Source organism: Longicatena sp. (assembly GCF_982403165.1).
The window spans coordinates 1-17712 of record NZ_CEVYEL010000025.1; the positions used below are offsets into that span (position 1 = coordinate 1).

The window sequence follows — 17712 nt, forward strand, 5'->3', positions numbered from 1 at the left end:
AGGTAGGAAGACCTGTTCTGAGAAGGACAGGTTTTTTTCTATATAGAGAAAGAAATCCAAACACATTCCTTATGTGAGCGAAACCAATGGCATCAAATTTCATGTTTTTTCAACAAAGATGCAACTTGCCTGATTCGCTGATAGGATTTAATTTAAGTAATTCATAAAGAACTCATACTACTGGTATAAATAATCGAAAAGTGGTAAAATTGCTAAGTGATGCGAAAGGAGAATCAACATGCAGGATCTTTTAACTGATGTTTTACATGATACGTTGAGTATGCTACCTTTTTTATACGCAGCTTATGTATTTATGGAATATCTTGAACATAAAAGCAATGATAAGATGCAACGTTTATTAGCTGGAACCCGACGATTTGGTCCACTGGTTGGTTCTGTGCTAGGTATTGTACCACAATGCGGTTTTTCTGTTATTGCAGGTGGTTTATATATGAATGGTTCTATCACTCTTGGTACGTTGATAGCAGTTTTTGTATCAACTAGTGATGAAGCTATTCCTATTTTAATTGCGCAACCTAATCAATTAGATGTATTGTTGCAGGTGATTGCAGTAAAACTGGTGATTGGATGCATTTCAGGGTACTTAATAGATCTATTAGTGAAACAGCATCACTTGAAGGAAAATCATCCTTTACATGACATTCATGAGCACTGTGATGAAGAACAGAAAAAACATCCATCCATCTTTGCGATTGCATTCTTACATACACTGAAAATCTTTCTCTTTATTTTCTGTGTGAATTTTATCATATCCTTCATCATTCATGAGTTTGGTGAAGAAGCATTAGCACAATTTTTAGGTGCTGGAAGTTTCTTGCAACCTTTATTTGCGTCGCTTGTCGGATTCATTCCCAATTGTGCTGCCAGCGTTATTTTATCACAACTGTTTATTGACGGTGTTGTGAGCTTTGGTGCATTAACTGCGGGACTGATTACGAGTGCTGGATTGGGATTACTAGTGTTATTTAAGATGTATGATAATAAAAAGGATATTTGCCGTATACTTGGTATATTATTTATAATTGCTCTTGTCACTGGAAGTATTTTACAAATTCTTAGTTAAGTGGTTTCTGTGAGAAATCGCTTTTCTTTTCTTTATCTTCTATTTGAGATATAATAAAGATACGAAAACAAGTGGATGGTGATGAGTTTGGATTATAAACAAGAATTTGCGGATCTACTAGCTGAAAATCGACTAGAAGATGCTCGTATTCTGCTGGAGAAATATAAAATATATGCGTTAGATGATCCTTTTTATTATGGAAATATGGGATGGCTATTAAATCATATGGAACGTTATCAAGAGGCGGAAATCTATCTGCTGAAAGGTATTCATCAGTTTGGGGAAGATGGATGGATGCATTCACAGCTAGGCTTTTGTTATGATCGGCAAGGAAGAATCAAAGAAGGCATGGAGGAGTTATTGACAGCTTTAGAGCTTGGATTTGATGAAGCATGGATTCATGGCGAGATTGGATGGTGCTTCAAAGAAGCTCATGAATATGAGCAGGCTGTGAATTGCTTTGAAGATGCATTATTGGACGATCCTAATAATACATGGCTTTTAGCTCAAGCTGCATCTTGTTATCTATCACTTGATAAAAAGGAGCAGGCATTGGAGTATTATTTAAAAAGCTATCAATTAGATCCAGATAGTGACGCTTGTTTTGATTTAGCAAATTTCTATCATCAAAAAGAAGATTATGAGAGTGAAATTCAATATTTGGAAAAAATCCATGAGAAAGAACATGAACCATGGAAGGAATTTCAGATTGCGAATGCGTACATATCTTTACATCGTGCAAAGGATGCTCTAGAACATTTAAAAAAAGCGGAAGCTGCCGGGAAAGATGATACGAGCTTACATGCCCTAATGGGAGATGCCTATCGTTTATTAGATGATATGGAGCATGCAAATGCACATTATGATCGTGCATTATCTTACTACGAAAAGGCCATTCATCGAGAGAAAGAGCATTATTGGATTTATCAGGAAATGATTTGGATAGCGCACAAGCAGCGGGATTGGAAAAAGAAATTAGCATTTTTAAAGCGGGCTGAAAAAGAAAAGAAGGATGATATGTGGTTAATGTATCATTTTGCCCGTTGTTATAGTGATTTAGGAGATTATGAACATGCTGAAAATGCTTGTGAGTTTTGTTTATCGCATGGAGAACAAGGCATGGATATGTTTGATTTATATGCATGGAATCTGGGGCGAGATGGTAAGGAACGCAAGGCAATCGAAGTATTATCGAAACGATTGAAGCGTTTTGGTGCAGATGGCTGGGCTTATGGCGAGTTGGGTTGGAATTATTTGCAACTGCAAGAATATGAAAAAGCCCTTGAATATTTTGTAAAGGCTAGAAAAAAAGAACCTAAGAATGCGATGCATCCTTCGATGTCCGGATGGTGTCATTACCAATTAGATGAGTTAGAAGATGCAATTTGTGACTTTACAACAGCGATGCAGTTGGGAAGAAAGGATGGTTGGATTTTCGCTAGCATGGCAGAAGTATTGGCGAAAGCGGATAGGAAGGAAGAGGCTATCCAATACTATGAATAGGCGTTAGCACAGGAATATGGTGAAGATTGGATACCAGAAGAAGTCGCAAAATTGAAAAAGGAAGAAGTTGCTGTAAGCTAATGGTTAGATAGGAGGTGATGATCATGTGTGGACGTTATTACTTTGCCTTTGAGGATAGTGTACCTTTTCAACGTTTGCAATATAAGGTAGAACAAAAGGCTTTATTTGAATATGCTCGGGAAGAAGTGTTTCCATCACAAAAAGCACTGGTATTAACACGTGGAGAAAATGATTATGATGTGGATGTTATGAAATGGGGCATGGAAGGGTATCAAGGAAAACGTTTGATCAATGCCCGTAAGGAAGGAATAGAGCAGAAAAAAACATTTGCGCCTTATTTAAAGAAACGCTGTTTGATACCTTGCAATGGGTTTTATGAGTGGGTAAAGACAGGAAATGGGAAGCAGAAGATTTATATTCGTAAACAAGACATGCCGTTATTCTACTTGGCAGGAATATATAACGAAAAAAAAGAATTCGTGATTGTAACAGGAGAAGCCTCAGATGCGATGGCGCAGATTCATAATAGAACACCTATTATTTTGCGTGAGGAACAAATCATTTCTTATTTACAAGAGGAACTAGCATTTCAGGTTGATAATGAAGACTTATTGTTTATCAAGGAGAAGAAGTAATGAAACGCCATCAAAGATATCGCACAATAGCTGCCGCAACAATTCTTTTACTTTTTTGGCAAGTCTTTGCCATGGTAAAGGATAATGATATGCTGGTTCCATATCCATGGCAAGTGGTACAACGTATGAGTACCCAAGTTTTTTCTGTTTCTTTCTATACAACGTTAGAGGTTACTTTGCTGCGTGGTTTTGCAGGACTGATTATAGCATTTCTTTTTGCGTTGTTTTGTGCATATTTAAGTTATCGTTCTCATATCTTCCGTGATTTATTTTATCCATTCCTTTTATTAACAAGAAGTGTTCCTAATATTTCTTATATCTTAATTGTCTTAATTATCTTTGCCCGCAGTATTGCAGTGATATTGATTTTATTTCTTATTCTGTTTCCGGTAATATACAGTAATCTATTTAGTGCCCTTTTGCATATGGATAAAGATTTAATGGAAGTCATGAAACTTTATCCGGAAAAGGAAAGTTATGAAATTCGACGTGTATACTTACCTTTATTGCGTCCTAGCATTGAGGCTAGTCTGTCAGCAGGGATGTCTTTAGCGTTTAAGGTCGGAGTCATGGCAGAGATTCTAGGGGGCATGCAGGAAGGAATTGGTCGAGAGTTAAATTTATGTCGTTTGAATTTCGATATGATTGGCATGTTTGCATGGACAGGCTGGATGATTTTTTTGCTTGTACTGATGGATCGTATCTTACGTGTTTGCATCAAAGAGAGATGATACATAATACATAAACGATCTTACAGAATAGATCATGATGTTTGATGATAAAAAAGAAGTTTTTTCTTATTGCTTTAAGGTAGCAAGGTAAGGTCATTGAAGATTCATAAAAAGCATGTTATAATTATGATAATAAAGTGAGGTGATGTGCGATGAAGATAAACGATTTACTTATTTCTGAATCTGACATGCACATCCACCCTATGAAGCTTTTCTTAAACCAAGTGTAAAATAGCATGTTATTCAGAAATGGATACATGTTTTTTTATGGGTGGATGAGAAGGGAATTTCATGGAAATAAAAATTGTTTCAACAAAGGATGAACTATTTGCTGTATGTCATATGGCAGCTAGCAGTAACGCGCAAAATGAAGCATTATCTGAGGAGTTTCACCGAGGTAGTCTGAATATGGAAGATTGCCTAATTTTAAAAGAAGGGCAACGAATCTATGGCAGAATAATTCTGAATCGCTATTTGACATATCTGACACTGGAAAAAATACCTGTTGAAAGAGCGGTTGGCTTTCTTAAGGAAGCTTGTAATAGAATTCATGAGAAACATATCGTAATACATTTATATTCCGATAAAAGCAATCATGAACTTGTCAAAACTAGTCTTTTATTGTCAGATTTTGTAATTACCCAGGAAAAAGAGAGTTATATTTGTCAACCTTATGCTTATCCTATAAAAGCAGATCTTCGTGATGGCAGAGATGTTGAGGATACCTTATTTATTGAGATGATACAGGCATGTTATGAGCAGAATCAAGATCGTTCTATAAGGAAAGATGCTATACGATATGGGCGATATAAAGCAGCGGTCAAGCTATTTACAGAACTAATCGAGCAAGAACCTCTTACGTATCGGCAAATGTTGTTTGTGAATGGTACTCCTGCTGGAATCGTCTTTTTAAATACGTCTAGTGAAAAGTATCGTGGTATCGGATATTTGGCAGTGCACCCTGCTTTTCGAGCTCAGGGCTTAGGAAAAGTGTTGTTACAGGCGGCTTGCGCATTAGCAGCTAAAGAAAAGAGCGTTTCTACGATCATTGGGGATATTGATGTAAGAAACGCTTATATACGCGATATCGTACAAGCGTGTGCTTTTGAATTGAGTTGTCAGGAATTGGTATTTGAAAAGAACAGTTAGTATAAGATATAATGTATAAAGATTTTTGAAGAAGGAAAAGCAATAAATAAAAAAACGATGTTTATTTTGAAGTCAACCCCATAGTTTATAATTAACCAAATAAAGGGGATTCAAGTCACTTCAAAACATCGTTTTTTTGCTTAGGAACGTTTTAATAATGGAGCTACTTTTTTATAAGAAACAAAGACGATGGAACTCACTAAAACGCCTTTTATAATATTGAATGGAACGACACATAAAAGTACTAAGCCAAGCAATCCATGAATATTGGGGAAGATAGCAGCTCCCATTCCAATAATGATTTCCATCGTAATGGCAGGACTCATAAAATAGGCATAAGCAGGAACTAAGATAAAATAATTAACCAATGCCCCGACTAGTGTCATAATGATCGTTCCCATGATTAGGCCAATCAAAGCATTTTTCTTTGTTTTTTCATGTTGATAAAAAACGGTTGCTGGTACGACCAGGGCACAGCCAATTAGAAAATTAGCAAATTCACCAACTCCCATGGTAATCGTACCATTTAATAAAAGGTTTAAAACGACTTTTAATCCCTCAATGGCAACTGCTGCCCATGGACCCATGGCAAAACCGCCGATTAATACAACAACTTCACTAAAATCAATCTTATAAAATGGTGGAGCGATAGGCAATGGGATTTCAAACATCATCAAGACGCAGGCTAGAGCTCCTAGCATGCTGATTTTGGCGATTGTTTGCATACTCATCTGTTTTTTTGTTGAAACATAAGCTGACATGTTATTCCTCCTTTGGCTGATAGAGCCATCCTTGTCAGCCTTTTTCTGCTGTGAAAACAACAAAAAAAGGTTTTCAACAAAACCTTTAGGGAATATCAAAAAGACACTATACTTCTTTCATCCAGACTATACTGTCGCCACCGGAATTGCACACGGTTCCTGCCAGTTACGGCTTGCGGGGTTTACCGCCGATTGGGAATTTCACCCGACCCTGAAGTTTTTGTCGTTGTTATGATAGCATTGTTTTTGGGGATTGTCAATGCATATGCAATTGCGTTTATAGATGATGATATCTATCATACGTATTTGTGGTGTATTCGTAATTACAAGAAGCACAAGGTTCTTTCACAATTATGTGAAACTTTCAAATATAGAAGGAAAACTGGAGAATATAATGAAATAGTGATATAATACCCTACATGATGAAGGGAGTTTTCAACATGAAATGGTTTCAGAATTTTATGCGTGGAAGATATGGTGTTGACCAACTGTCATTCGCTATTCTTGTTTTATATTTCATTGTAACGATGATAGGAATGATCATGCAAAATAGCATGATTACGTACTTATCTACAATATTGATTATCTGGTGTTGGTTTCGCATACTTTCGCGTAAAACATATAAACGAAGTGCAGAGAATACTTTATATCTGCAGAAGACGTATCCGATTCGTATGTGGTTTCGTAAGAAAAAAAACCGTTTTCAGGATCGTAAGACACATAAGTATTATAAATGTCCTAGTTGTAAACAGGAATTACGGGTACCAAAAGGTAAGGGCGAAATTACAATTACTTGTCCAAAATGTCATACAAAATTTGATAAACGAACATAAGATGTGCAAAGGATAGCACATCTTTTTTTGAGGAAGCAAACGTATGCAAGAGCTGTTTTATCGCAAAGCTTTGATAAAAAGGATTAAGAAAAACCCCATCTGAGAAGGTATGCATCAACATTTATTGGGATAAGCAAATGCATCCTTATTTCCCGTTTGGGGTTTTTATTTTTATAAGTTTTCTTCAGCAGCCATACGATCACGATAGTATTGGCGGCGTTCATGCGGCTTTAAGCCTTTTTTACGTAGACGGATACAGTCTGGTGTGATTTCTACTAATTCATCATCATTGATCCATTCTAATGCTTCTTCTAATGTCATTTCTCTTGGCGGAGTCAAACGCATTGCTTCATCGTTGCCAGAGGAACGAATAGCGGTTAGTTTTTTATTTTTCAAAGGATTTACATCCATATCAACATTACGTGCGGATTCACCAATGATCATACCTTCATACACTTCCGTCTGTGGTGAAATAAAGAGGGTTCCGCGTTCTTGCAAATTCCATAAGGCATACGTCATGGCACCACCGGTATCGGTTGAAATCATAGCACCGTTTGCACGTTGGGTGATTTCACCTTTATATGGTGTGTAACCTTTGATACGGCGTACTAAAGTACCTTCTCCACGTGTATCGTTAATAAATTCACTGCGATAACCTAATAAGCCGCGTGTAGGTGCTTCATAAGTAATACGGACATAGCCATTTTCTTCAACCATATCCACCATTGTGCCTTTTCTTAGGTTCAATTTATTAATAATGGTTCCACTATATTCTTCCGGGGCAATAGCGACAACTTCTTCCACGGGTTCTACCGTTTTCCCATTTTCATCTTTATGCAGAATGACTTCTGGTTTTGATACAGCGACTTCATAGCCCTCACGGCGCATCTGTTCTAATAAGACAGAAATATGTAATTCTCCGCGCCCGCTGACTTTAAAGCAATCACCACTGTCTGTAGGCTCTACTTTTAAACCAACGTTTACTTCTAGTTCTTTTTCTAAACGTTCTTTTAAATTACGGGAAGTAACAAACTTACCGCTTTGTCCTGCGAATGGAGATTTATTGACAATAAAGTTCATACTTAAGGTTGGCTCTTCCACATGAATGCTTTCCAATGGCATCACATGATCTTTTTCACATAAGGTCTCACCGATGGAAATATCCGCAATACCGGCAATAACAACGATATCACCGCTATGCGCTTCTTCAACGGAAACACGGCTTAAGCCACGATATACGAAAATCTGACTTGTTGTATTGGTACGTTCATGTCCAAAGGAATCACATACCACATATTGTGTCTGTGGTTTTAATACACCTTGGTAAATACGTCCGATACCTAAACGTCCGATATATTCATCATAAGCTAAAGCAGATACTTGCATCTGTAATGGTTCATTATCCAGATCTGGATAAACATCACAATGTTTTAAAATCGTTTTGAATAATGGCTCAATAGAATCACTAGGGGTATCCAAATCATATTGAACAATACCTTGTTTCGCAATCCCATACAGGATTGGGAAGTCCAATTGTTCATCGCTGGCATTTAAGTCCAAGAACAGTTCGTATACTTCATCGACAACTTCTTGAGGACGAGCGTCTTTTTTATCAATCTTATTGATCAACAAAATCGGGCGCAAGCCCATCTCTAAGGATTTACTTAAGACAAATCGCGTTTGTGGCATAGGTCCTTCACTGGAATCAACCAGTAAGATAACAGTATCAACGGTCTTAATGATACGTTCTACTTCACTGGAAAAATCCGCATGGCCTGGCGTATCCACAATATTAATTTTTACACCGTCATGAATGACAGAGCAGTTTTTAGAATAAATCGTGATACCACGTTCTCTTTCCAAATCATTGCTATCCATGACGCAGTCGACAACTTCTTCATTACTGCGAAAGACATCACTTTGACGCAGGAAAGCATCAACTAATGTCGATTTACCGGCATCTACATGCGCGATAACCGCAATATTTATAATTTTTTCTTTTTCACTCATATATATATTCCACCTTTATGACCATGTATTATCATATACCGAAATGGGTGGAATTACAATTTTTTTCGCATTTTTATGCGGTTTTTTCCATATACTTTTATGAGCAGGTGAGAAAACATGAAACTTAGAAAAATTGTATGCCCTTTCCTATGCCTTTTGTTGTGGGGATGCTCGCAAAAAGAGATTGCGCAAAACAGCAATCCGCAACAGGAAGTGGGTAAGCGACAACAGCAGTTGGCAGTGGAAGATGCCTATGTGAAAAGTGTCCAATACCCTGAAACATCCTATCCAAAAATGAACAAAAGAATAAAAGAACTCATACATTCCTATGAATCATCCTTTATTAAACAAGCGGTAAAGATGAAAGAAACAAGGAAACCGGAATTCAATGTGAGCTATGAATCGTATGTAAAAGATAATCGTTATTTGTCAGTAAAATTATTATTTTATGAGGTATTGTATCAAAAAAACGAGACCGTTGAAACCATGGTTTATGATACAAAACAAAACACTTTTTTAACGATTGAAGATTTTTTAAGTGAAGATGCTTTGACACAGCTTTCAGCAGACGTCATACAGTATTTTCAAAAGCATGCACCAAAGGCTTGTGACCGTGATGCTTTTCGGACGCATAGTGCAGCCTTGATGGAGAATTATGCGCATTTTGTGCTAAAAAAGGATGCTATGGTTTTTTATTTTCCACCTCATACATTATTTGATACAACAGCAACATATGAGTGTCCTTATGAGAAATTAAAAGGAAAAACCGCATTAAGCAGTGAAACGATTCCTACGGTAGTACCATATGAAGATATATTAAATGAACCTGTGAAAAATATTGATCCCCAAAAACCGATGGTTGCTTTGACGTTTGATGATGGTCCTAGTAAACGCTATACTGCCGCCATATTAGATGCACTAAAACAATATCATGGCAGTGCGACTTTCTTTGTTTTAGGATCAAATGCTGCCAATGCTCCCAATTTGTTACAACGCATGGTGTTGGAAGGAAATGAGATCGGCAATCATACGTTTTCGCATAAACAGCTGACAACTTTATCCAAGGCGAATATCGAAGAGGAAATCGCAGCTACGCAAGAATCTATTTATGGAATAACGAGAACCTATCCGAATGTTATTCGTCCGCCATATGGTTCGAAAAATGATACCGTTATGCAGTGTGCGCAGGGCAAACGCATCGTCACATGGTCATTGGATACACGAGATTGGAAGGATCGCAATACGAAGGTCATTGTAGAGCGAGTAATGAAACAAGTGAAGGATGGAGATATTATATTGATGCATGACTTGTATGATACAAGTGCACAAGCGGCTATCATTTTAATTCCAAAACTGCAGGAGAAGGGATTTCAACTTGTTACGGTCAGCGAATTATATACGTATCATCCGGATAAGGTAAGAAGATCCTAACAACAGGCCAAATGCCTGTTTTCTCTTGTTTATTCTTAGGATAGGAAATGATATATAATTCCACGAATTGTTGTATTTTATGATATAATAATAAAAAGAATATGACGAAATGATATAAGTATCTATGCGTTTTTATCCATTTTAAGAAAACTGCTGCAAAATCATAATACGATGAGGAGGGATAATTTATGAAGGTAGCATACTATAAGGAATTTAGCCATGAATTGAATCGTGACATGGAGTTTAAGGTGTATGGACATGCGGGGAAGCCATGTATTGTCTTTCCGGCACAAAATGGCAGATTTTATGATTTTGAGAATTTCGGTATGATTGATGCAGCAAGCGCGTTTATTGAACAAGGGAGAATTCAATTCTTCTGTGTGGATAGTATTGATGAAGAAACTTGGTCAAATGAAGGTGGAAATCCAAGAGAGCGTATAGAGCTGCATGAACGCTGGTATCATTACATCGTGGATGAATTCGTTTTGCGTGTTCAAGAAATCAGTACCTTTGATAATGGTGGTAAAAGCTATGATAAGATGATGACATGTGGATGTAGCATGGGAGCTTTTCATGCTTTAAACACAATGTTAAGAAGACCGGATGTATTTGATAAGGTACTGGCAATGAGCGGTATTTATCATGCATCTTTCTTCTTCCATGAATATCATGATGAATTGACTTATCAAAATTCACCGAGTGATTATTTAGCTAATCTGAAGGAAGATCATCCATATATGGAATTATATCGCCAGTCTGAAGTCATCTTATGCTGTGGTCAGGGCGCCTGGGAGCAGGAGTGTGAAAATAGTCTACATCATATGGAACAGATTTATGCGGATAAGCAAATTGATGTATGGATTGATTTCTGGGGTTATGATGTTTCCCATGATTGGTATTGGTGGAAGAAGCAAATTGATTATTTCCTGCAATTTCTTGTATAGGAAAAGCATGTTTAAATTAAGAAAAAAAGCAGCTAGTGTATGCATTTCAAGAAAGAGAAAGCAAGCTGCTTTTTTGATGTTAAGCTTTAGGGATATTAACAAAAGAACCCAATGATATGCATGATGAAAAAAGACATAGAAAAAGCCGGTTAAGGGGGGACCGGCGATTTCTAAATCATTATGATTATTTAAGGGGATAGAAAATTGTATGAATTATCATTAGGGAGAATGATGAGTACATACAAGCAAGGTGTTTCCCTTGCTCGTCTATAAGTATAAAAAAATACTATAGGTAAAAAATGTTTGAATTACGTGAAAATATGTGAAGTTCTAAAAGATGGGTTTTTGTAAGAATATGCTTAGTTAGTAATCGTTTTAAAAAGTTTTGTCATTTCAATAAAAAAACATTGTCAAAAATAGGAAAATAATGCTAGGATAAGCACCATAAGGAGCTGATCATATGAAGGTAATGACGTATAAGGATGCTTACACTTTAGGCATAGCTATTTTACAACGAGAAGATTTATGTGAACTTTTGCGGCAGCTAGACAGCTGTAAAAAAGAAATTGGGCGAATTGCATTGGACATGAAAGTGGAAAACCGTTTAATGATTCGTGATGGTTTGCAGGAATTAACAGCCCTTGGTTTAGTTTCTACCATTATTCATAAGAATGTAAAACCGATGCAAATTGAATATGCTTTGACAAATCGCGGTGCTAAGTTTTTGAGGGCGGTAAAAACGATTTGGGAAACCGGGGAAGAAATTCGGAAAGAATACGGAGCAATTTAAAAAAGATATCTATTTTATGAAAATGACAGTTTTTCTGTTACATGAAGCGTACGAAAAGAAGTCTTATGGCAAGAAACAACGAATCCATAAGATTTCTTCTTAACATTTCTTCATTATCCAGACAGAAACTGTCTTTTTATTATGGATAAAGTTTTACGTAAGGAAAAGCTATAAGTTCTTATATAAGTTATTCTTCCTCATGCAAAAGTGTTATCAGCTGCGCCATGCTTTTGGCAAAAACCCGTTTTTTACCATTGGGCAGTTTACGAAAATGTTGCAGCAAAGATAATTCGATGTCATCGTGAATGAGCAGCTCTTCATTACCTTTGGCATGTATTTGCAGCAGTTCATTTAAATCGAGTTCCAAAATTTCACAAATCGCTGATAAGGTTTCCAGATTTGGGAAACTGATATTCTTGCAATAACTGGAGATTGTCCGCTGATCTACATTCAAAAGATTTGCTAATTCTTTTTGTTTCATATCCTTTTGAACCATCCTTGCTTGCAAGATACCACCTATCTTTAACATACCGACACCTCTTTCATATTTATATATAGTATAAAATAGAATTGAATAAGCTTATTAAGATACCATTATAAATGGTAAAAAAACAGAATCCATTATATATGTGGAAGAATAATGTATATTCTTTAAAAAATGATGCTATCTTCTTATGAAAAGGTTGAGATAAGAAAAATAATATATTTAAATTCTATAGTTTTAAAGGTGTCTCTATAGCGAAATAGGGTGCTATGGAATTTCTTGTTTAATATATCAAACTTTTTGTTTAAAATATATTGCAATCTTAACAAAAACATGTATAATACACTTGTTTGAAATATAATACAAAAAGTTTAGTGTTACTAAACTGACAAAAAGGAGGAATGGCATGGATATCGGAGCAAAAATTAAGGCTTTGCGCATCCAAAATGATCTGACCTTAGAAGAACTGGCTTCACGCAGTGAATTAACAAAAGGTTTTTTATCACAAGTAGAGCGTAATCTGACGTCCCCTTCGGTCTCAACGCTGGAAGATATCTTAGAAGCATTGGGAACAGATCTTGCCTCATTCTTTAAGGAAAGCAAGCAAACGAAGGTCGTTTTTAGCAAACAAGATCATTTCATTGATGAGCATGAAGAATATTGTATTCATTGGATCGTACCAAATGCGCAGAAAAATGAAATGGAACCTATTCTGCTGGAACTCCATGCGGATAAAACCAGTATGGTTTTTGATCCTCATGATGGCGAAGAATTTGGTTATGTACTGGAAGGACGTATTCTTCTGGTTAATGGGGAGAAGGAGTATCCGGTTAAAAAAGGAGAAACCTTCTATATTCATGGGAAGTATCGTCATTATCTTCGTAATGTAGGGAAACATGACGCTAAAGTGCTGTGGATTACAACACCGCCGTTATTTTAAAGGAGATATGCAATATGGAAATGGAAAAGAAAAAACTGATTCAGTTTAAGAATATCGTCAAAGATTTTGACGGACAGCTTGTTTTAAAGGGAATTAACTTAGATATTTATGAAAATGAGTTTGTGACGCTGCTTGGACCAAGTGGTTGTGGAAAAACGACATTGCTACGTATTTTAGGCGGTTTTTTAGAGGCTAGTGAAGGCCATGTGATTTTCGATGGAGAGGATATTGCCCAATTGCCTCCTTATAAACGTGAGCTCAATACTGTGTTTCAAAAATATGCGTTATTTCCACACATGAATGTATATGACAATATCGCTTTTGGTTTAAAAATCAAGAAGATGAGCAAGGATGTCATTGAACAAAAAGTTTTAAAGATGTTGAAATTAATTAATCTGGAGGGCTTTGAGAAGAAAGATGTTACTTTATTATCAGGAGGACAACAACAGCGTATTGCCATTGCGCGGGCATTAGTAAATGAACCAAAAGTATTGTTATTGGATGAGCCATTAGGTGCTTTGGATCTGAAACTGCGTAAAGAGATGCAATATGAATTAAAGAAAATTCAGCAAGAAGTCGGCATTACTTTTATTTATGTCACTCATGATCAGGAAGAGGCTTTGACCATGTCAGACAAGATTGTTGTCATGAAGGATGGGGAGATTCAGCAGGTTGGTACACCTACGGATATTTACAATGAACCAGAAAATCGCTACGTGGCAAACTTTATTGGTGAAAGTAATATTATTCCTGGCGTGATGCTGGAAGATTACAAGGTGCAATTTGATGATATCGTATTTGATTGTGTCGATTTTGGTTTCAAAGAAAGAGAACAGGTGGATGTCGTCATCCGTCCGGAAGATTTGGATATCGTTAAAGAAGAAGATGGGAAAATGACAGGTATTGTAAAATCGGTATTATTTAAAGGTGTTCATTATGAAATTATGGTGGAAACCGTTCCGGGAACGAGTGTCAGTGTTAATATGCAGGTAACAAAGGAGCACGATATCACATCTAGTGATGCCAGTGAAAAAATATCTGCGAATGATTTCTATGTGGATATCGAAGATGTCAAAGATCTCAACGATGCGGAAATTATTGCGCGTGCAGATGCGCAGGCTTGGGAGACCCAAGAAGATGAATATATTTCTATTTCAAAGATTGAATATGATATCAAAGAAGAAATTGGCACTTACCCGGTAACGTTTGCTACTAGCAATGGAACCAGTGTCTCAATTGATGTTTTTGTTGTGCAGCAGCAATATGTGGAAAATCCTAAAGCGAATGAAGCCATTGCGGCATTTAATTTCTTTAAGACTGTGGATGAAATTAAGGAAAGTGCAGCTTTAGATACGGATTTAAAAACATGGGCAAATGCACAGAGTTGGAAGTTGTCTGATGAAAGTGATGTAGAGATTTCAAATGTGGAATATGACTTTGATCCTGATCATATCACAGCTGGTACGTATCAGGTTACCTTTAGTACACAGGGTCGTGAGTTTAAGATTCATACGACGGATATTGCCGAAGAAGGTGCAGAAGTGGGTCTAACATTCTTCCCGGAAGATATTCATGTCATGAGTAAGATGGGATTTTAACACATGAAGACATTTAAGCGTTTAACGATCCCATACATTGTATGGATGGTCGCTATGATCGTCATTCCGATGTTGTTGATTGTCTTATATGCGTTTACTAAACAGGGGAATGATGTTGTATCTTTACAATTCACATTTGATAATTTTAAGAAGTTTTTTACAGACCCGGACTTCTTAAAGACATTGTGGCTATCCTTACGAATTTCGTTAATTACCACAGTGTTATGTGTATGTATTGGTTATCCAGTTGCGTATGCGATTGCTCAGGCATCGCCTAAAAAACGGAACTTATTGATTTTGTTAGTGACGCTTCCAATGTGGATCAATATGTTGGTGCGTACGTATGCATGGATCGGTATCTTGGCTGATAATGGATTAATCAATCATATCCTAGCATTTTTTGGGCTAGAACCAACAAAATTATTATATACTGATTTCGCCGTTGTCTTAGGTATGGTATATAACTTTATCCCTTTTATGATTTTGCAAATCGAAAGCTCTTTAGCTAAAATGGATAAATCATTATTAGAAGCAGCAAATGATTTGGGGGCAAATCGTTTCCAGCGCTTTAAAAATATTACGTTTCCTTTATCGCTCCCTGGTGTAGTTTCTGGTATCACGCTTGTTTTCTTGCCATCTGTTTCCAGCTTTGTCATTCCCAAGCTGATGGGTGGAGGCGGTTATATGATGATTGGTAATGTCATAGAAAATCAATTCATCACGGTTGGCGAATGGAATTTCGGTAGCGCCATCAGTATGATCATGGCCGTTATCATCATGATCAGTATGTATATCACCCGTCGTCTTGATAAAGGGGATGATACCGTCAGAGCTAGAAAAGGAGGGAATGTACAGTGAACAATAAAAAGTTTTCCCGCCGCTTGATACTCGGACTCATTTTGGTATTTTTCTATTTTCCGATTTTATATATGCTGGTATTTTCCTTTAATGGCAGTCGTTCGCTTACCAGCTTTGATGGCTTTTCTTTGCAATGGTATGAGAAAATGTTCTCTGACCGCAATATGATGGAGGCTATTTACTATACATTGATCACTGCTGTGATTGCGACATTCATCTCTACGATCGTCGGTACGATTACGGCAATTGGTTTATCAAAATCCAAACGCATCGTTCGTGAGGTTGTACAGCAGATTAATGATCTTCCGATTATGAATCCAGAAATTGTTACGGCGGTAGGCTTAATGCTATTTTATGTTTCCATGCATATGGAAAAAGGCTTTTTGACGATGTTATTGGCACATATCGCTTTTTGTACACCTTATGTCATTTTATCCGTCATGCCAAAGCTGAGAAGTCTTGATCCTAATCTGGCAGAGGCTGCCATGGATCTTGGTGCAACACCAGCCAAAGCCATGTGGAAGGTCATTGTCCCTCAAATCATGCCGGGGATTGTTTCCGGTGCTTTAATAGCCTTTACCATGTCCTTTGATGACTTCATCATTTCCTACTTTGTCACAGGCAATGGGGTAAAGAATATATCAACCCTTGTATGGACGATGAGCAAACGTATCAATCCTAGCATCAATTCTTTATCTACCCTAATTGTTATAATGATTACCATTACATTGCTGTTTGTAAATTTAGTACCAATGGTGAAAGAAAAACGTCAAAAACAGGGAAGACCAATTTCTAATAAAGTTTTTGGTATCATCGCTGTATGCTTTACATTAGTCATTGGTTCGGTGTTAGTTGCTTTAAAAGGCGGTGTTGGTTCTTCTTCACCAGAAGATGCCATTGCTAAGTATGGCAGCGATACCTTAAAGGTATATAATTGGGGGGAATATTTAGATCCTGAAGTCAATGCGGCATTTGAAAAGAAATTTGGTGTAAAAATCGTTTATGATACCTTTGATTCAAATGAATTAATGTATACGAAGCTGCAAAGCGGTGAATCTTATGATGTATTAGTACCAAGTGATTACATGATTGAACGTCTGATTCAGGAGAAACAGCTGCAGCCTTTAGATAAATCTATGATTCCTAATCTGAGTAATCTAGCAAAAGGTGTCAAAGGCTTGCAATATGATCCAGATAATACTTACAGTGCGCCATATTTCTGGGGAACGGTTGGTATTGTCTATAATAAGCAGAAAGTTCATAAGACTGATTTGGAAAAAGAAGGCTTCAATATTTTCCATAATACGAAATATAAAGGTCATATCTATATGTATGACTCAGAACGTGATTCCTTTATGATGGCATTAAAAGCCTTAGGCTATTCCATGAATACAAGTGATAAAAAAGAGTTGAAAGATGCTTATGATTGGTTGGTCAAAGCAGTCGATATCATGGATCCGGAAATTGTGACGGATGAAGTTATTGATGCAATGATCAATGGCAATAAAGATATGGCATTAGTGTATAGTGGAGATGCTGCATATATCTTAAGTGAAAATGAAGATATGGACTATTATATGCCAAAGGAAGGAACGAACTTGTGGAGTGATGCCATGGTCATTCCTAAGAATGCTAAAAATCCAAAACTGGCAAATGATTATATCAATTTCCTTTTAGATTATGAAGCAAGTATGAAAAACACACTGTTTGTCGGTTATGCATCCAGCAATGAAGAGGTTTTAGATGAGGCAAGCAGTGAAGGTGGAGAATTTGATGGCAATCATGCATATCTGCCTCGTGTGGGTTATGCGAAAGATGAAATCTTTGAATATAATGCCGATGTGAAGAAAATTATTTCTGATTATTGGACAAAGGTAAAGATTGCAAAATAAAAGAGTTGTGAAATAGGCTTGCTTTATGCGCTATCCGATAGCCGTAAT

The 17712-nt window shown here is 36.8% G+C and carries 16 protein-coding genes and 1 riboswitch; of the genes, 13 read left to right on the forward strand and 3 right to left on the reverse strand.

The window, feature by feature from the left end:
* Positions 1 to 280: 280 nt before the first annotated feature.
* The 5 genes from AC1VS3_RS07045 (at position 281) to AC1VS3_RS07065 (ending at position 5123) form a co-directional block, all read left to right on the forward strand.
* A complete protein-coding gene (locus AC1VS3_RS07045; protein WP_412593047.1) occupies positions 281 to 1084 on the forward strand; it encodes a putative manganese transporter in 804 nt (267 codons plus the stop codon).
* 81 nt (positions 1085 to 1165) lie between these two features.
* On the forward strand, positions 1166 to 2587 hold the full coding sequence (locus AC1VS3_RS07050; RefSeq protein WP_481275562.1) for a tetratricopeptide repeat protein: 1422 nt from the start codon (positions 1166 to 1168) through the stop codon (positions 2585 to 2587).
* Between the two features lie 104 nt (positions 2588 to 2691).
* Positions 2692 to 3243, forward strand: coding sequence for an SOS response-associated peptidase (locus AC1VS3_RS07055; protein WP_008687552.1), 552 nt, complete (start codon positions 2692 to 2694; stop codon positions 3241 to 3243).
* Entirely contained in the window at positions 3243 to 3974 is a 732-nt protein-coding gene (locus AC1VS3_RS07060; protein ID WP_008687557.1) for an ABC transporter permease, read from the forward strand. Before AC1VS3_RS07055 ends, AC1VS3_RS07060 begins: the two co-directional genes overlap by 1 nt.
* A gap of 291 nt (positions 3975 to 4265) precedes the next feature.
* Positions 4266 to 5123 carry a GNAT family N-acetyltransferase gene (locus tag AC1VS3_RS07065; protein ID WP_008687559.1) on the forward strand — a complete coding sequence of 286 codons (858 nt, stop codon included), beginning with the start codon at positions 4266 to 4268 and terminating at the stop codon, positions 5121 to 5123.
* Between the two features lie 140 nt (positions 5124 to 5263).
* On the opposite strand, the gene AC1VS3_RS07070 is transcribed toward AC1VS3_RS07065, so the two are convergent.
* The gene (locus AC1VS3_RS07070; RefSeq protein ID WP_008687560.1) at positions 5264 to 5884 is read right to left on the reverse strand and encodes an ECF transporter S component; all 621 of its coding nucleotides are present in this window, start codon (positions 5882 to 5884) and stop codon (positions 5264 to 5266) included.
* A 105-nt stretch (positions 5885 to 5989) separates the two neighbouring features.
* A riboswitch (FMN riboswitch) is annotated at positions 5990 to 6107 on the reverse strand.
* Positions 6108 to 6324: 217 nt separating this feature from the next.
* Here AC1VS3_RS07070 and AC1VS3_RS07075 point away from each other — a divergent pair.
* The gene (locus AC1VS3_RS07075) at positions 6325 to 6717 is read left to right on the forward strand and encodes a hypothetical protein (protein WP_008687565.1); all 393 of its coding nucleotides are present in this window, start codon (positions 6325 to 6327) and stop codon (positions 6715 to 6717) included.
* Positions 6718 to 6888: 171 nt separating this feature from the next.
* Here AC1VS3_RS07075 and typA read toward each other — a convergent pair whose 3' ends face one another.
* A complete protein-coding gene (gene typA / locus AC1VS3_RS07080) occupies positions 6889 to 8727 on the reverse strand; it encodes a translational GTPase TypA (protein WP_008687568.1) in 1839 nt (612 codons plus the stop codon).
* A gap of 117 nt (positions 8728 to 8844) precedes the next feature.
* On the opposite strand from typA, the gene AC1VS3_RS07085 reads away from it, so the two are divergent.
* The 3 genes from AC1VS3_RS07085 to AC1VS3_RS07095 all read left to right on the forward strand — a co-directional run bounded on the left by AC1VS3_RS07085 (position 8845) and on the right by AC1VS3_RS07095 (position 11892).
* Positions 8845 to 10158 (forward strand): polysaccharide deacetylase family protein, encoded by a 1314-nt coding sequence (locus tag AC1VS3_RS07085; protein WP_008687570.1) that lies wholly within the window; start codon positions 8845 to 8847, stop codon positions 10156 to 10158.
* Positions 10159 to 10346: 188 nt separating this feature from the next.
* Positions 10347 to 11102: an esterase family protein gene (locus AC1VS3_RS07090; RefSeq protein WP_008687572.1), complete on the forward strand. Its 756-nt coding sequence runs from the start codon at positions 10347 to 10349 to the stop codon at positions 11100 to 11102.
* 460 nt (positions 11103 to 11562) lie between these two features.
* On the forward strand, positions 11563 to 11892 hold the full coding sequence (locus AC1VS3_RS07095) for a winged helix-turn-helix transcriptional regulator (protein ID WP_008687573.1): 330 nt from the start codon (positions 11563 to 11565) through the stop codon (positions 11890 to 11892).
* A gap of 187 nt (positions 11893 to 12079) precedes the next feature.
* Here AC1VS3_RS07095 and AC1VS3_RS07100 read toward each other — a convergent pair whose 3' ends face one another.
* Positions 12080 to 12421, reverse strand: coding sequence for a helix-turn-helix domain-containing protein (locus AC1VS3_RS07100; RefSeq protein ID WP_008687575.1), 342 nt, complete (start codon positions 12419 to 12421; stop codon positions 12080 to 12082).
* Between the two features lie 361 nt (positions 12422 to 12782).
* Here AC1VS3_RS07100 and AC1VS3_RS07105 point away from each other — a divergent pair, with 361 nt between their 5' ends.
* From AC1VS3_RS07105 to AC1VS3_RS07120, 4 genes are read left to right on the forward strand one after another with little or no spacing between them, the layout of a single operon-like run.
* Positions 12783 to 13316, forward strand: coding sequence for a helix-turn-helix domain-containing protein (locus AC1VS3_RS07105; RefSeq protein WP_008687576.1), 534 nt, complete (start codon positions 12783 to 12785; stop codon positions 13314 to 13316).
* A 20-nt stretch (positions 13317 to 13336) separates the two neighbouring features.
* The gene (locus AC1VS3_RS07110; RefSeq protein ID WP_026006733.1) at positions 13337 to 14914 is read left to right on the forward strand and encodes an ABC transporter ATP-binding protein; all 1578 of its coding nucleotides are present in this window, start codon (positions 13337 to 13339) and stop codon (positions 14912 to 14914) included.
* A 3-nt stretch (positions 14915 to 14917) separates the two neighbouring features.
* Positions 14918 to 15772 carry an ABC transporter permease gene (locus AC1VS3_RS07115; RefSeq protein ID WP_008687578.1) on the forward strand — a complete coding sequence of 285 codons (855 nt, stop codon included), beginning with the start codon at positions 14918 to 14920 and terminating at the stop codon, positions 15770 to 15772.
* Complete coding sequence (locus AC1VS3_RS07120; RefSeq protein WP_008687579.1) at positions 15769 to 17664, forward strand: extracellular solute-binding protein; 1896 nt, start codon at positions 15769 to 15771, stop codon at positions 17662 to 17664. The genes AC1VS3_RS07115 and AC1VS3_RS07120 overlap by 4 nt, the downstream gene beginning before the upstream one ends.
* The last annotated feature ends 48 nt before the right edge of the window (positions 17665 to 17712 follow it).

Coding starts and splice junctions, on each gene's coding strand:
- AC1VS3_RS07045 (WP_412593047.1), top strand. CDS start 281: ATGCTACCTTTTTTATACGCAGCTTATGTATTTATGGAATATCTTGAA.
- AC1VS3_RS07050 (WP_481275562.1), top strand. CDS start 1,166: ATGAGTTTGGATTATAAACAAGAATTTGCGGATCTACTAGCTGAAAAT.
- AC1VS3_RS07055 (WP_008687552.1), top strand. CDS start 2,692: ATGTGTGGACGTTATTACTTTGCCTTTGAGGATAGTGTACCTTTTCAA.
- AC1VS3_RS07060 (WP_008687557.1), top strand. CDS start 3,243: ATGAAACGCCATCAAAGATATCGCACAATAGCTGCCGCAACAATTCTT.
- AC1VS3_RS07065 (WP_008687559.1), top strand. CDS start 4,266: ATGGAAATAAAAATTGTTTCAACAAAGGATGAACTATTTGCTGTATGT.
- AC1VS3_RS07070 (WP_008687560.1), bottom strand. CDS start 5,884: ATGTCAGCTTATGTTTCAACAAAAAAACAGATGAGTATGCAAACAATC.
- AC1VS3_RS07075 (WP_008687565.1), top strand. CDS start 6,325: ATGAAATGGTTTCAGAATTTTATGCGTGGAAGATATGGTGTTGACCAA.
- typA (WP_008687568.1), bottom strand. CDS start 8,727: ATGAGTGAAAAAGAAAAAATTATAAATATTGCGGTTATCGCGCATGTA.
- AC1VS3_RS07085 (WP_008687570.1), top strand. CDS start 8,845: ATGAAACTTAGAAAAATTGTATGCCCTTTCCTATGCCTTTTGTTGTGG.
- AC1VS3_RS07090 (WP_008687572.1), top strand. CDS start 10,347: ATGAAGGTAGCATACTATAAGGAATTTAGCCATGAATTGAATCGTGAC.
- AC1VS3_RS07095 (WP_008687573.1), top strand. CDS start 11,563: ATGAAGGTAATGACGTATAAGGATGCTTACACTTTAGGCATAGCTATT.
- AC1VS3_RS07100 (WP_008687575.1), bottom strand. CDS start 12,421: ATGTTAAAGATAGGTGGTATCTTGCAAGCAAGGATGGTTCAAAAGGAT.
- AC1VS3_RS07105 (WP_008687576.1), top strand. CDS start 12,783: ATGGATATCGGAGCAAAAATTAAGGCTTTGCGCATCCAAAATGATCTG.
- AC1VS3_RS07110 (WP_026006733.1), top strand. CDS start 13,337: ATGGAAAAGAAAAAACTGATTCAGTTTAAGAATATCGTCAAAGATTTT.
- AC1VS3_RS07115 (WP_008687578.1), top strand. CDS start 14,918: ATGAAGACATTTAAGCGTTTAACGATCCCATACATTGTATGGATGGTC.